The sequence below is a fragment of the Microbacterium sp. sgz311019 genome (genome assembly GCF_056135325.1).
On sequence record NZ_JBWAXO010000012.1, the window covers coordinates 15,805 to 29,140 of the forward strand.

Annotated in this window: 17 protein-coding genes and 1 tRNA gene; 7 read left to right on the forward strand and 11 right to left on the reverse strand. The window is 68.5% G+C overall.

Features of this window, described 5'->3' with window-relative positions:
• Nucleotides 1-31: 31 nt before the first annotated feature.
• Nucleotides 32-1,336 (reverse strand): ABC transporter substrate-binding protein, encoded by a 1,305-nt coding sequence (locus AC0NZN_RS16760; RefSeq protein ID WP_474593463.1) that lies wholly within the window; start codon nucleotides 1,334-1,336, stop codon nucleotides 32-34.
• A 221-nt stretch (nucleotides 1,337-1,557) separates the two neighbouring features.
• Here AC0NZN_RS16760 and AC0NZN_RS16765 point away from each other — a divergent pair, with 221 nt between their 5' ends.
• Nucleotides 1,558-2,574, forward strand: coding sequence for a LacI family DNA-binding transcriptional regulator (locus tag AC0NZN_RS16765; RefSeq protein WP_474593464.1), 1,017 nt, complete (start codon nucleotides 1,558-1,560; stop codon nucleotides 2,572-2,574).
• Nucleotides 2,575-2,620: 46 nt separating this feature from the next.
• On the opposite strand, the gene rplL is transcribed toward AC0NZN_RS16765, so the two are convergent.
• The 3 genes from rplL to AC0NZN_RS16780 all read right to left on the reverse strand — a co-directional run bounded on the left by rplL (nucleotide 2,621) and on the right by AC0NZN_RS16780 (nucleotide 4,198).
• The gene (gene rplL / locus AC0NZN_RS16770) at nucleotides 2,621-3,004 is read right to left on the reverse strand and encodes a 50S ribosomal protein L7/L12 (RefSeq protein WP_320941729.1); all 384 of its coding nucleotides are present in this window, start codon (nucleotides 3,002-3,004) and stop codon (nucleotides 2,621-2,623) included.
• A gap of 49 nt (nucleotides 3,005-3,053) precedes the next feature.
• Nucleotides 3,054-3,542, reverse strand: coding sequence for a 50S ribosomal protein L10 (gene rplJ, locus AC0NZN_RS16775; protein WP_474593465.1), 489 nt, complete (start codon nucleotides 3,540-3,542; stop codon nucleotides 3,054-3,056).
• Between the two features lie 332 nt (nucleotides 3,543-3,874).
• Nucleotides 3,875-4,198, reverse strand: a complete 324-nt coding sequence (locus tag AC0NZN_RS16780; RefSeq protein WP_474593466.1) for a 4a-hydroxytetrahydrobiopterin dehydratase — start codon at nucleotides 4,196-4,198, stop codon at nucleotides 3,875-3,877.
• A 124-nt stretch (nucleotides 4,199-4,322) separates the two neighbouring features.
• Between AC0NZN_RS16780 and AC0NZN_RS16785 the strand changes: the two genes are divergently transcribed.
• The 3 genes from AC0NZN_RS16785 to AC0NZN_RS16795 all read left to right on the forward strand — a co-directional run bounded on the left by AC0NZN_RS16785 (nucleotide 4,323) and on the right by AC0NZN_RS16795 (nucleotide 7,449).
• Complete coding sequence (locus AC0NZN_RS16785; protein WP_474593467.1) at nucleotides 4,323-4,982, forward strand: YqaJ viral recombinase family protein; 660 nt, start codon at nucleotides 4,323-4,325, stop codon at nucleotides 4,980-4,982.
• Between the two features lie 234 nt (nucleotides 4,983-5,216).
• The gene (locus AC0NZN_RS16790; protein WP_474593468.1) at nucleotides 5,217-6,938 is read left to right on the forward strand and encodes an MDR family MFS transporter; all 1,722 of its coding nucleotides are present in this window, start codon (nucleotides 5,217-5,219) and stop codon (nucleotides 6,936-6,938) included.
• A 10-nt stretch (nucleotides 6,939-6,948) separates the two neighbouring features.
• Entirely contained in the window at nucleotides 6,949-7,449 is a 501-nt protein-coding gene (locus AC0NZN_RS16795) for a MarR family winged helix-turn-helix transcriptional regulator (protein ID WP_474593469.1), read from the forward strand.
• A 39-nt stretch (nucleotides 7,450-7,488) separates the two neighbouring features.
• Here the strand turns inward: AC0NZN_RS16795 and AC0NZN_RS16800 are convergent, their stop codons facing one another.
• A complete protein-coding gene (locus tag AC0NZN_RS16800; protein ID WP_474593470.1) occupies nucleotides 7,489-8,379 on the reverse strand; it encodes a LysR family transcriptional regulator ArgP in 891 nt (296 codons plus the stop codon).
• A gap of 44 nt (nucleotides 8,380-8,423) precedes the next feature.
• On the opposite strand from AC0NZN_RS16800, the gene AC0NZN_RS16805 reads away from it, so the two are divergent.
• The gene (locus AC0NZN_RS16805) at nucleotides 8,424-9,107 is read left to right on the forward strand and encodes a LysE/ArgO family amino acid transporter (protein WP_474593471.1); all 684 of its coding nucleotides are present in this window, start codon (nucleotides 8,424-8,426) and stop codon (nucleotides 9,105-9,107) included.
• Here the strand turns inward: AC0NZN_RS16805 and AC0NZN_RS16810 are convergent.
• The gene (locus AC0NZN_RS16810) at nucleotides 9,085-9,468 is read right to left on the reverse strand and encodes an iron chaperone (protein WP_474593472.1); all 384 of its coding nucleotides are present in this window, start codon (nucleotides 9,466-9,468) and stop codon (nucleotides 9,085-9,087) included. The genes AC0NZN_RS16805 and AC0NZN_RS16810 overlap by 23 nt on opposite strands.
• Before the next feature lie 9 nt (nucleotides 9,469-9,477).
• Here AC0NZN_RS16810 and AC0NZN_RS16815 point away from each other — a divergent pair, with 9 nt between their 5' ends.
• Nucleotides 9,478-9,753: an acylphosphatase gene (locus tag AC0NZN_RS16815; RefSeq protein WP_474593473.1), complete on the forward strand. Its 276-nt coding sequence runs from the start codon at nucleotides 9,478-9,480 to the stop codon at nucleotides 9,751-9,753.
• A gap of 87 nt (nucleotides 9,754-9,840) precedes the next feature.
• On the opposite strand, the gene rplA is transcribed toward AC0NZN_RS16815, so the two are convergent.
• The 5 genes from rplA to AC0NZN_RS16840 all read right to left on the reverse strand — a co-directional run bounded on the left by rplA (nucleotide 9,841) and on the right by AC0NZN_RS16840 (nucleotide 12,537).
• Nucleotides 9,841-10,530 carry a 50S ribosomal protein L1 gene (gene rplA / locus AC0NZN_RS16820; protein WP_474593474.1) on the reverse strand — a complete coding sequence of 230 codons (690 nt, stop codon included), beginning with the start codon at nucleotides 10,528-10,530 and terminating at the stop codon, nucleotides 9,841-9,843.
• A 14-nt stretch (nucleotides 10,531-10,544) separates the two neighbouring features.
• Nucleotides 10,545-10,976, reverse strand: coding sequence for a 50S ribosomal protein L11 (gene rplK / locus AC0NZN_RS16825; protein ID WP_474593475.1), 432 nt, complete (start codon nucleotides 10,974-10,976; stop codon nucleotides 10,545-10,547).
• Nucleotides 10,977-11,075: 99 nt separating this feature from the next.
• The gene (nusG, locus tag AC0NZN_RS16830; protein ID WP_474593476.1) at nucleotides 11,076-12,092 is read right to left on the reverse strand and encodes a transcription termination/antitermination protein NusG; all 1,017 of its coding nucleotides are present in this window, start codon (nucleotides 12,090-12,092) and stop codon (nucleotides 11,076-11,078) included.
• 54 nt (nucleotides 12,093-12,146) lie between these two features.
• Nucleotides 12,147-12,419: a preprotein translocase subunit SecE gene (secE, locus tag AC0NZN_RS16835; RefSeq protein WP_474593543.1), complete on the reverse strand. Its 273-nt coding sequence runs from the start codon at nucleotides 12,417-12,419 to the stop codon at nucleotides 12,147-12,149.
• A 45-nt stretch (nucleotides 12,420-12,464) separates the two neighbouring features.
• Nucleotides 12,465-12,537: transfer RNA gene (locus tag AC0NZN_RS16840), tRNA-Trp, on the reverse strand.
• Nucleotides 12,538-12,712: 175 nt separating this feature from the next.
• Between AC0NZN_RS16840 and AC0NZN_RS16845 the strand changes: the two genes are divergently transcribed.
• Nucleotides 12,713-13,336 carry a hypothetical protein gene (locus AC0NZN_RS16845; protein ID WP_474593477.1) on the forward strand — a complete coding sequence of 208 codons (624 nt, stop codon included), beginning with the start codon at nucleotides 12,713-12,715 and terminating at the stop codon, nucleotides 13,334-13,336.

Below are 13,336 nucleotides of genomic sequence, written 5' to 3' on the forward strand. Positions count from 1 at the left end.
CGCCCCGGTATCGGGGCGGCCCGTCGCCGATTCAGTCGGACGGCCAGCCGGCCTGGATCTGCTCGACCACCTGGTCGACGGGGGTGCCGTTCACCCACGCGACCATGCCCTTCCAGAACGTGCCCGCGCCCACAGCGCCCGGCATCAGGTCTGAGCCGTCGAAGCGGAGCGTCGTCTTGTCATCCTGGAGGATCTTGATCGACTCCTTCAGGATCGGGCTCGAGGCGTTCTCCGGGTTCAGGCCCTTGTTCGCCGAGATGACGCCGCCGAGCTTGACCCGCGAGTTCGCCCACTCCGGGCTCGAGAGGTAGGTCAGGAACTTCTGCACCGCCGGCTTGTCGCTGAAGCCGCCGACGATCTCGCCGCCACCGGTGATCGCCTGGCCGCCGGCCTCCTTCGGAGGCGTCATGAACGCCCAGATGGCCTTGTCGGGGCCGACCTGACCGCCGGCCTGGCTCAGGAATCCATCGAAGAACGACGCCTGGTGGGTGAGCGCGCAGTCTCCCTTGACGACCGGGTTGGCGACGTCGCCGAACGGCGTCGAGTTGATCGACTTCACGTCGCCGATGCCCGCGTTGACGTTCTTCGGATCGAGCAGGATCTTCCCGATCGCGTCGAAGGCCTCCTTGATACGGGGGTCCGTGAACTTGATCTTGCCCTTCACCCAGTCGTCGTACACCTGCGTGCCGTCGAACCGGATGATGTAGTCCTCGATCCAGTCGGTTCCCGGCCAGCCGGTGGCCGCGTCCGATCCGAATCCGGCGCACCACGCGGGCTTGCCCGTCTTCGCCTCGATGGTCGAGGTGAGCGCAGTCATCTCGTCCCACGTCTTGGGGACCTGGACGCCCCACTCCTGGAACTTGGCCGGCGAGTACCAGACCCAGCCCTTGACGTTCGCCATCAGGGGTGCGCCGTAGAAGGTGCCGTCGACGGTGCCGTAGTTCTGCCAGTCCTTCGACCAGTACTTCTCGGCGTTGGTCTTCACCGAGTCCGGTGCCGCCTTCAGGTAGCCGCGCGTCGCGAAGTCGGCGAACAGACCGGGTTGCGGGAAGATCGCGACGTCCGGCGGGTTGCCTCCCTGCGCGCGGATGCCGATCTGCTTCTCGAACTCCTGGTTGCCCTCGTACTTGATCTTGATGTCGTTCTTCTTGGCCCAGTCCGACCACGACTGCTGCAGAAGCTTCGCCTCGTCGCCGACGATCGTTCCGTACACGGTGACGGTGTTGTCACCGGAGCTGCTTCCGCCGGTGTTGCCCGAGCAACCGGCGAGCACGATGCCCGCCGCGGCGGCCAGGGCCAGCGGAGCCAGGATGCGGCGGCGCTGCGGATTCCCCATGTGATTCCTCCTCTTCGAGTGTCCGGCCCATGAATTCATCTTCTGAACTCAGGAACCGATTCCACGCAAAGGTATTGGATAAATCCCGGATATACAACGTGACTGGATCACAAGTCCATAACCCATGGCGGAGAGCGCTCCCAGCCACTCGGCATTCTTTCTGGAACCGGTTCCCTTTTCGGTGCGCCGCGGCGTAGCATGTGGGCGAGGGAGGCGGCGTTGTGAACGGGATCGCGGAGGTCGCTCGGGTTGCGGGCGTATCGAAGTCGACCGCCAGCCGCGCCCTGTCGGGCGGCGGGTACGTGTCGGAGGAGACCCGGCGGCGAGTCGCATCCGCCGCATCCCAGGTCGGCTACGTGCCGTCCGCGTCAGCCGTGAGCCTGGCGAGCGGTCGCACCAGGAGCGTCGGCGTCGTGCTCCCCGGGGTGACCCGGTGGTTCTTCGCCCAGGTGCTCGAAGGCATCCAGGAGTCGCTTCTGGCTGCGGGGCTCGACCTCGTCCTCTACGACGCCCGCATCGGCACCCCCGGCCGCCGGCGCATCTTCGACGACTTCCTCGCACGCCGCCGCTTCGACGGCCTGATCGCCGTCGGAGTGGAGCCGCACGACGCGGAGCTCGAACGCATCGAGGCCATCCGATGCCCCGTCGTGAGTGTCGCCAGCGGAGGCTTCCCGGCCGACATCGCGATCGACGACATCGATGTGTCGCGCCGCGCGACCGAGCACCTGCTCGGACTCGGGCATCGACGCATCCTCTTCCTCGGCGGCGGGACCGCACGCAAGACGAGCGTGGAGAGCCGCCGATTCGAGGGATACCGCGCCGCGATGGATGCCGCGGGCCTCGGCGAGCGTGTGACCCATGTGCGCTGCGACGTCTCCGTCCCCGGCGGCTACGCGGCGGCGGCCGACATCCTCGGTGACCTGCGCGCCCGGCCGACGGGCATCGTGGCCCTGGCCGATGAGGTCGCGATCGGCGCGATCATCGCGGCGCAGCGTCTCGGCATCGGCATCCCGCATGACCTCAGCATCATCGGCGTCGACGACCACGAGTACGCGGGCATGTTCCTGCTGACGACGCTGGCTCAGGATGCGCGCGGCCAGGGAGCGGTCGCCGTCGACCTGCTGCTGCGCCGCATCGCCGCCGAACCCGGCGCGCCGGTCGTCCCCGTCCCGCAGCCGCAGGCGCGGCTCGTGGTGCGCAATTCGACCGCGCCTCCGCTCGAGGCGGCTCAGGCATGACGAAAGCCCCGGATGCGTCGCATCCGGGGCTTTCGAAAAGGCGTCGTTACTTCAGGGTAACGGTCGCGCCGGCCTCTTCGAGAGCGGCCTTGGCCTTCTCGGCAGCCTCCTTGGTCGCGCCCTCGAGGACGGCCTTGGGGGCGCCGTCGACGACGGCCTTGGCCTCGCCGAGGCCCAGCGAGGTGAGCTCGCGGACGGTCTTGATGACCTGGATCTTCTTGTCGCCGGCAGCCTCGAGGATGACGTCGAACGAGTCCTTCTCCTCCTCGGCCTCGGCCTCGGCACCCGCGCCACCGGCGCCGGCAACGGCGACGGGAGCGGCAGCGGTGACGTCGAACTTCTCCTCGAACGCCTTCACGAACTCGCTGAGCTCGACAAGGGTCAGACCAGCGAACTGGTCGAGCAGCTCCTCAGTGGTGAGCTTCGCCATGGTGTATCTCCTAGATAGATGGGGGTTTGTGGAAGAGATCGCCGGTCGCTCACGCGGCCTCGGCGGCCTCCAGCTTTTCGCGAAGCGCGTCGATGGTCGCGGCAGCCTTGCCCATCGTCGCCTTCATCATGCCCGCGGCCTTCGCCAGCAGAACCTCACGGCTCTCCAGCGAGGCGTACTTGTTGACCTCGTCGGCGCTGAGGGTGTTGCCCTCGAACACACCGCCCTTGATCACGAGAAGCGGGTTGGCCTTGGCGAAGTCACGCAGAGCCTTCGCGGTGGCGACGAAGTCGCCGTGCACGAATGCGATGGCCGACGGACCCTTCAGGTCGTCGTCCAGCGCCGTGATCCCCACATTGTTCGCGGCGATCTTGGTCAGCGTGTTCTTCACCACGGCGTATTCCGCGTCCTGACGGATGCTGTTGCGCAGCTGCTTGAGCTGGGCGACCGTCAGACCGCGGTACTCGGTCAGCAGTACGGCGTTCGAGTTCTCGAAATTCTTCGTGAGCTCGGCGACCGATGCATCCTTCTGCGCCATGGTCACTCCTTGTATGTACGTCACGCGCCGCAGTGGCGGCTCGTGAGCCTCGGTGCCGGCCGGCCCCGGAAAAACAGAAAAGCTCCGGCGCAAGCGCACGGAGCTCGGATCCTTTCGAATCTCATTCGTGTCACCTGCGCGGGCCCCTGCTTCGCAGAGCTTCGATCGTCTTGCGCTTTCGCGCGCCACGATGACCGGCGGTCTTCGGCTTCGATCAAGTGTACGGGATGCGCAGTGCCTGCCCAAATCGAGGGCCCGCGGGGGCTGTCGGTCGCTCGCGGTGCGCGTCGCACGGGGGCGCCGGCGGGCGCCATCGGGGCGGGCGCTCGTTCTCATCCCATGCCGTGGGCGTCGTCAGGGCGCGCGTGGAGCTTCATGTCCTGCGCCGCCAGCGAGATGCGGGCGGCCAGCGCAGCATCCGCCTCCGTCAGCCCGTTCGCGGAGTGCGTGAAGAGCCGAACCCGCAGGGTTCCGTACCTGACGTCCACGTCGGGATGGTGATCGGCCGCGTCGGCGAGCGTCGCGATCTGGGAGAAGAGTCGCGCCCCGGTCGCGAAGTCGCCAGTCTCGAAGGTGGCGAAGGCCCCCGATCCGGTCGGGTTCCAGTCCTCGACACGGTCATGCGCGCGGAACTCCTGAGGGGTGATGGTGTCCATGCATCCGACGATGCCACTGCACAGACCGATCGCAAGGCCCTGGACAGGACAGTCTCGCGCGTGGATGCCGCGCACACCCGCGTCGCAGCCTGCGGGCGTCCGTGCTCCGGCGTACGCTCGACGGGTGACCCCGGAACTGGCAGCTCGCATCGTCGCGGACTCGCGTGACAGGGTGGCCTGGGTGCGGGCGCGCTCGCGCGGCATCACGGCGACGGATGTCGCGACCCTCACGAGTGCGCGCGCCATCTCGCGGGCGGCCGACGCGAAGCTCCACGGCTCCGGATTCTCGGGCAACGCCTTCACCGACCACGGCAGGCGGCGGGAGCCGGAGATCGCCGCCTGGGTCGCGGCGACGCATGGCATCCAGCCGTCCTCGGCCCTCTTCCACGCCGTGGTCGAGAAGCGGCACCTCGCCACGCCCGACGGCATCGCGGTGGATGCCAACGGTCACGTCCTCCTCGCCGAGATCAAGACCACGAACAAGGCCTGGCGATCGATCCCCCGGTCGTATCTGCGTCAGGTGTGGTGGCAGCAGCACGTCCTCGGCGCCGAGCGCACCCTCGTCGCGTGGGAGCAGCACACCGAGTTCGTGCCCGTCGACGACGAGCCCCGGTGCGCCTGGGTCGACCGCGACGAGGCCGAGATCGCGAAGCTCGTGAGTCTCGCGACCGCGCTCATCGACGAGCTGTACCTGCGCACGCAGCACGGGCGCAGCGACGGGATGCCGCGGGTCGACGCATCCCGCGAGATGTACCGGTCGCTCGCCCTCGCCGACTCCGCCTGAGTCGCCCGGTCACTCTCTTCCGATTCGCCGGCGCTCGCCCGACGACGGCGCACGGCCACGTGTGAGGCGCCGATGCTCGGTAGCGACGCACCTGCGATGCGCCGCCGCGGGAATAGTTGACCTTCGTCAACGGTTCTGAATATAGTTGACTCAGTTCAACTGTTGACAGATATCAACCATGCGCGGCCGCGGCCCCGCATTCGGGGCCGCGGCCCCGCATTCGCGAAGGAAACCATGTCCACCTCATCCGCCGTCGAGGCACCCAAGATGTCGCACCGCCAGGTACTCGAGGCACTGTCCGGTCTCCTGCTCGGCATGTTCGTGTCCATGCTCGCGTCGACCGTCGTGTCGTCGTCGCTGCCGGTCATCGTGCACGACCTCGACGGCAACCAGGCCGCATTCACGTGGGTCGTGACAGCGACCCTGCTCACCACGGCGATCTCGACCCCGATCTGGGGCAAGCTCGCCGACCTCTTCAACCGCAAGCTGCTGTTCCAGCTCGCGATCGTCGTCTTCGTCGTCGCGACGGCGACCGCGGGATTCGCGCAGAACCCCGAGATGCTCATCACGTCCCGCGCTCTGCAGGGTGTCGGCGCGGGTGGCCTCGCGGCCCTCAGCCAGGTGCTGATGGCCGACATCATCAGCCCCCGCGAGCGCGGTCGATACATGGGCCTCTTCGGCGCGGTCATGGCGCTCGCCACGATCGGCGGCCCGCTCCTCGGCGGTGTCATCACCGACGCGTGGGGCTGGCGCTGGAACTTCTTCGTCGCCCTGCCGGTCGCGATCGTCGCGCTGATCATCGTCCAGAAGACACTGCACCTCCCGGCCCGCGCGAAGCGCGCGGTGTCGATCGACTACCTCGGCATCGTCCTGCTGTCGGCCGCCGTGTCGCTTCTGCTCATCTGGGTCACGAACGCGGGCACCGCCACTGCGGGCGAGTGGTCGGACCTCGCCAACAACGACTGGTGGAGCCTCATGACCGTCCTCATGGTCGGCGGCGCGATCCTCGCCACGCTCCTGTTCATCGTCGTCGAGCTGCGCTCGAAGGAGCCGCTCATCCCGCTGACCCTCTTCCGCGACCGCACATTCAGCCTGGCTGTCATCGCATCGATCGCGACCGGCATCGCGATGTTCGGCGCATCCGTCTTCCTCAGCCAGTACATGCAGCTCGCCCGAGGCGCGACGCCCACCCAGGCCGGCCTCATGACGATCCCGATGATCGCCGGCCTGCTCGTGGCATCCGTCGGCATCGGCGGCCTGGTCACGAAGTTCGGGCGCTGGAAGCCGTACCTCATCGTCGGAGCCGTGCTGCTGACCGCCGGCGCGTACCTGCTGTCGACCATCCACTACAACACGAACTTCGCGCTGGTCTCGGTCTACATGTTCATCCTCGGCGCGGGCGTCGGAATGACGATGCAGAACCTCGTGCTCGTCGTCCAGAACTCGTCGAAGCCGAGCGAGATCGGTGTCGCAAGTTCGGGTGTCACGTTCTTCCGCAGCCTCGGCGGAACGATCGGAGTCTCGCTCATGGGCGCGGCCCTGGCCTCGCGCGTGACACAGCTGCTCGGCGATGCGAAGGACGACCTCATCAAGGCGGTCATGAGCCTCGGGGCGGACGCGCCGCACTGGGCCGCCGTGCTGAAGTCGTCGTCGCTGCCCAAGGTGTCGGCCATGCCGCACGCTCTCCAGGTGATCTTCGAGGACATCTACGCGCAGGGCATCTCGCACTCGTTCCTGATCGCGGTGCCGTTCGCCGTGGTGAGCCTCATCGCGATCATCTTCCTTCCCAACAAGCCGCTCACGCGCATGACGACCAGCGAGCGCCTGCACGCCGGGGAGGCCGATCTCGCGACGGTCTCGGTCGACGAGGGCATGGCCGTTCTCACCGCCACCGGTTCGCTGGCGACCGTGGGGGCACGGGATGCTCACACCTCCGGCATCGACTCGGAGAAGTAGCCTCATTCCCATGGTCACGACCCAGACCCCAGAGGTCCGCACCCACGCGGCGCGGGCCTCTGCGGGCGACGAGCACGCTCACGCCGTCCAGGCTCTCGAGGCGGAGTTCGGCGAGCTCATCGCCCGCTTCCGTCGCCTCATCACCGAGGCAGCGCATCGCGTGAGCCCGGGCATGCTGCCCGGCGCCTACAAGGTGTTCACGACGATCGTCCGGCGAGAGCACACCACCATGTCGGCGCTCGCCGAGATGCTCATGATGGACAAGGGCCAGCTCAGCCGCACGGTCCGCGAGCTCGAGCAGCTCGGCCTGATCACGCGGATGCCCGATCCACGAGACGGGCGCTCCAGCATCCTCTCCCCCACCGCCGAGGGGCTCACTCGCCTCGAGGCGGCCCGTGTCCCGCAGGAGGACGGACTCGCCCACGCACTGGCCGAGTGGCACATCGACGACATCCGCGAGCTCACCCGCCTCATGCACGCGCTGCTGAGCGAGCAGGCGCCCGCGCGCTGAACGGGCCCCGTCACGACGGATCCCGACGGACGGGCCCGGTCAGCGCAGGGCACGACGCCCCTCCTCGACGATCGCCGCGCCCACGGCATCGAGCAGCCCGGAGCGCAGATTCCACTGCTGCCAGTACAGGCGCACGTCGATGGGCGGCCCGCCGAGGTCGACGAGGCGTCCGGCGTCCAGATCGTCGTCGCATTGGAAGGGCGGCAGCATCCCCCACCCCATCCCGAGCCGGACAGCCGCGGCGAAGTCCGCCGACGACGGCACGTGATGCCGGGGCGGAGCGGCGGGATCGGCGCCGCGGGCGACGAGCCACTCGGTCTGCAGCTCGTCCTTGCGATTGAAGTCGACGACCGGAGCGAGCGCGAGCGCGACGGCGGTCGCGCCCTCCGGGAACCAGGTCGACGCGAACGCCGGCGCAGCCACGGCACGGTAGCTCATCGTCCCGATCGGAACGACGCTGCATCCCGCGACCGCCTCCGCCTGCGACGTGACGGCGCCCATCACGAGCCCCTCCTCGAGCTGGCCGGTCGTGTACTCCTGGTCGTCGCGGTGCAGCTCGAAGGCGACGGGATGCTCGTGCGCCAGCCGCGCGAGCGGCGGGAGGAACCACGTCGCGAGCGAGTCGGCGTTCACGGCGAGCGGCACGGTGACGCGCGGCGCGTCGTCCTCGCCCTCCCCGCCGAGTGCCGTGCGCGCATCGTGCTCGAGGAGTGCGAGCTGCCGCGCGAGCCGGATGACGACGGTGCCCGCCGGGGTGGCGCGTACCGGCTTGGACCGCACGAGCAGGACGCGCCCGACCTCGTGCTCGAGAGCCTTGATGCGCTGGCTGACCGCCGACGGAGTGATGTGCAGCCTGCGGGCCGCGGCATCCAGCGTGCCTTCGTCGACGACGGCGGCGACGGTCTCGGCGAGCTCGAACGGAATCCTCATCAACAGTCACGCTAATGCATCTGAAGAATCATGAGCTGGACTGAATGGATGCGGGCCCCTACCGTCGAAGGGTGCCCACCTCCGTCCTCGCCGGTCTCGGCCTCGGCTTCTCGCTCATCGTCGCCATCGGCGCGCAGAACCTCTACGTCCTGCGGCAGGGCCTGCGTCGTGAGCACGTGCTGGCGGTCGCGCTGATCTGTGCCCTGTCGGATATGGTGCTGATCGCGCTCGGAGTCTCGGGGATCGGGCTCGCGCTCCAGGCCACTCCGTGGCTCGTCGGCGTCGTCCGCTGGGTGGGCGCCGCGTTCCTCCTGGTCTACGCGGGCATGGCCGCGTGGCGCGCCGTGCGTCCGTCCGGTGAGGTGCTCGTCGCCGACGCATCGTCGCCCGCTCCCCTTTCGCACGCGCGCCCCGGCGGCACGGCGACGGTCGCCGCTCAGCGTCTGGGCGCCGTCATCCTGACGTGCCTGGCTCTGACCTGGCTGAATCCGCATGTGTATCTCGACACGGTGTTCCTGCTCGGTTCGATCGCCAACTCGCACGGCGACGAGCGCTGGGCCTTCGCCGGCGGCGCGATGACCGCCAGTGTCATCTGGTTCTTCGGACTCGCCTACGGCGCGCGCTACCTCGGACGGTGGCTCGCGACGCCGCGGGCGTGGCGCATCCTGGACGGCGTCATCGCCGTCGTGATGGTCGCGATCGCGATCAACCTCGCGCTCGGCTCCTGAATCCCGGGTCCTCGATCTCGGCGATGCGCGCCGCGACGATGGCGCGGATCGCCTCGTCGGGCAAGGGATGCTCCGGCTGGAACCGGATCGTCCCCTTGTCGTGCTCGAATCCCTCGAGCGCGTCGGCGACGGCCTCGGGCACCCGCCCGCTGAAGGGGTAGACGCCGATGTGCTTCTTCGTCCGCATCACGGAGATGAGCGCCTTGCCCTGATACAGCAGCGCAGGCATCGCGTAGCTCGTTCCCTGCACCGCCTCGATGCCCTCGCCCGCGACGGCGTACGCGTGCGCGATGACCTCGCGATCGCGCGGCTCGAGCCCGGAGAGGTAATCGTGATCGTCCCCATGACCGCATCCTGGCATGATCGGGGCATGCGGCGGGTGCATGTGATCGTGACGGGCGATGTGCAGGGCGTCGGCTACCGCTACACGATGCGCCTGGTCGCGGGTGACGTCGGCGTCACAGGATGGGTGCGAAACCGCCGCGACGGCTCCGTCGAGGCGGAGGTCGAGGGGACCGGCGACCAGGTCGACGAGGTCCTCGCGTGGATGGCCGAGGGACCTCCCGGCTCGCGCCCGTCGAACGCGAAGGTCGATGAGATCCCGCCGGCCGGGGGCCGCGGTTTCGAGGTGCGGGCGACCGCCTGAGAGCAGTGCGCACGACGCAGGGCTGCGCCGCCGGAAGACGAAGAAGGGCCCCGCCGTGGGGCGGGACCCTTCTCGAGTGCTTCAGCGTCAGATCGCGGCGACGTCCAGCGGGATGCCGGGGCCGAACGTGGTCGACACGGCGCCCTTCTGGATGTAGCGGCCCTTCGAGCTCGACGGCTTCAGGCGGACGATCTCCTCGAGCGCCGCCTTCAGGTTCTCGTCCAGCTGCTCGGCCGTGAACGAGGCCTTGCCGACGACGAAGTGCACGTTGGCGTGCTTGTCGACGCGGAACTCGATCTTGCCGCCCTTGATCTCCTCGACGGCCTTGGCCGCGTTGGGGGTCACGGTGCCGGTCTTGGGGTTCGGCATCAGGCCGCGCGGACCCAGGACCTTGCCCAGACGACCGACCTGGCCCATGAGCTCGGGCGTGGCGACGGCCGCGTCGAACGCGGTCCAGCCGGCGGCGACCTTCTCGATGAGCTCGGCGCCGCCGACCTCGTCAGCACCCGCGGCGATGGCGGCCTCGGCGGCCGGGCCCGTCGCGAAGACGATGACGCGGGCGGTCTTGCCCGTGCCGTGCGGGAGGATGACGGTGCCGCGCACCATCTGGTCGGCCTTGCGCGGGTCGACCGAGAGCTTCAGCGCGACCTCGACGGTCGAGTCGAACTTCTTCGAGCCGGTCTCCTTCGCGAGGGCGACAGCCTCGGAACCCGTGTAGAACTTGCCGGCCTCGATCTTGCCGGCGGCTGCTTCGTAAGCCTTGGACTTGGTAGCCATTGTCGTTATCCCCCTCAGCCCTCGACCGTGATGCCCATGGAGCGGGCGGTGCCGGCGATGATCAGCGAGGCGGCCTCGATGTCGTTCGCGTTCAGGTCGGGCATCTTCTGCTCTGCGATCTGTCGGACCTGCTCCTTGGTGAGCTTCGCCACCTTGACCGTGTGCGGCGTCTTCGAGCCCTTCTGCACACCGGCGGCCTTCTTGATGAGCTCAGCTGCCGGCGGGGTCTTCAGGATGAACGTGAAGCTGCGGTCCTCGTAGACGGTGATCTCCACGGGGATGACGTTGCCGCGCTGCGACTCGGTCGCGGCGTTGTACGCCTTGCAGAACTCCATGATGTTGACGCCATGCTGACCGAGCGCGGGGCCGATCGGCGGCGCCGGGTTGGCTGCACCGGCGTTGATCTGAAGCTTGATCAGGCCGGTCACCTTCTTCTTCGGTGCCATTCTCTTTCCTTTCATCGAGCGGATGCGGTGCGCATCCGTTCTCCCGCGCGTCCGGCCTTTCCGGACCGCGGTTCTCCCGGCGACGTGCGCCGGGAAGTCTCACATCTGCTTGGTGACCTGGTCGAAAGAGAGCTCGACCGGCGTCTCGCGCTCGAAGAGCGAGACGAGCACCGTGAGCTTGCCGCTCTCGGGCTTGATCTCACTGATCGAGCCGGGCAGGCCTGCGAACGAGCCCTCCTTGATGGTGATCGTCTCGCCGACCTCGAAGTCGACCTCGGTGATCACGCTGCGCGCAGCGGCCGGAGCACCCTTGCCGCCGGCGGCCTTGGTCGCGGGGGTCTCCTTGACCTCCACGTTGGCCTTGAGCATGTTGTACGCCTCTTCGAAGCGCAGCGGCGTCGGGTTGTGGGCGTTGCCCACGAAGCCGGTGACGCCGGGCGTGTGGCGCACGACCGACCAGGTGTCCTCGTTGAGCTCCATGCGCACGAGCACGTAGCCCGGGATCCGGACGCGGTTGACCATCTTCCGCTGACCGTTCTTGATCTCGACGACGTCCTCCATCGGGACCTCGACCTGGTAGATGTCGTCCTCGACTTCGAGCGTCGACTTGCGCTGCTCGATGTTGGCCTTCACCTTGCGCTCGAACCCGGCGTAGGAGTGCAGCACGTACCACTTGCCCGGCAGCGAGCGCAGCTCGGCGCGGAACGCCTCGAACGGGTCGAGCTCGGCGTCGTCGGTCTCGGACTCCTCCTCGCCGTCGTCCGGGGCGGGGCCGTCGTACGGCGCGACCTCCTCGGCCGCCTCGGCGAGCCGCTCGGCGACTTCGTCGGCGATGGAGTCGTTGATGACCTCGGCCGCAGCCTCGGCCTCAGCGGCCTCGTCGATGTTCAGCGCGTCGTTCACGATGGCGTCGGCCTCCGGGTCGTCGATGTCGATGTCCTCCAGGTCGGAGTCGTCCGGGGCTTCGTCGTCCACGACGTGGATCGCAGCGGTCTCAGCCGACTGCACCGAACGCTCCTCAGCGGACAGGATGTTGCCCTCCTGCGCCTCGTCGTCCTCGCTGGACTGCTCGGCAGCGGTCGCCCAATCGGCGTCGTCGAGATACTTTTCAGACACTTGCTTCTCTTCCGTTCGCGGAACCGGGCGCGTCGGCCCGATCCGTGTCGGCGGTCAGGATGCGGCGCTGCCCGGAGTGCCGAACACCACCGTCGTGAGCCAGACGAAGAGCACGTCCAGCCCGTAGACGAGCGCCATCATGACGATGACGAATCCGAGCACGACGCCCGTGTACTTCACGAGCTCCTGGCGCGTCGGTGTGACGACCTTGCGAAGCTCAGCGAAGACCTGACGCATGAAGGTGCTCACGCGTGCGAAGAAGCCCGGCTTCTTCGTGCGGGGCGCGTCGCTTGCCGCGACGACCTCGCCCCTCTCGTCCTGCACCATCGAACCACCCGTATTGCTTTCCATGTGCCAGCGTTCGCTGACGCGCAGGGCGGACAGGAATCGAACCTGCAACCTGCGGTTTTGGAGACCGCTGCTCTGCCAATTGAGCTACCGCCCTAGAGACCCGGAGGCCTCGGGAGCCAGCATCCCTCCCCGTCACCTGAGTTTCGGGGGCCGCTCCACTGACGGGCACGGCGAAAGAATGCAGACAATCACTGCGTCGTCCAGTCTACGGCATGGCTCGGCGGGGCGCGAACCGAGCGCGCCCTGCTCAGACGCGTAGCATGCCCGACATGCCCCTCACCCAGACGCAGCTCGACGAGCTGTGGGACTTCGCCGATGCGCCGGCCTCCGAGCAGCGGCTCCGCGAGGCTGCTGAGGCCGAGACCGGCGCGCAGCGCGCCGAGCTCCTGACGCAGGTCGCCCGCGCGCTCGGACTGCAGGACCGCTTCGACGAGGCGGACGCGGTGCTCGACGCGGTCACTGCCAGCGGGGCTGCAGATGCCGCCGTGCGCACCCGCGTGGCGCTCGAGCGCGGACGGCTGCGGAACTCCTCCGGCGACCCGAGCGCCGCCGTCCCGCTCTTCGCCGACGCCGAGCGGACTGCAGCGGCGGCAGGACTGACGTTCCTGCAGGTCGACGCGCTGCACATGATCGCCATCGCATCGCCCGACGACGCCGATGCGGCCACGGATTCCGCACTCCGCGTCCTCGAGGGCGTGACCGACGAGCGGACCCTCCGCTGGCGGGTCGGCCTCCACAACAACCGCGGGTGGGCGCGCTTCGACGCGGGCCGCTACGACGAGGCGCTGGCATCCTTCGTCGCCTCACGCGATGCCGCAGAGCGCTGGGGCACGCCGCAGCAGGTGCGGTGGGCCGACGAGGCGATCGCCGAGACGCTCGCACAGCTCGCATAG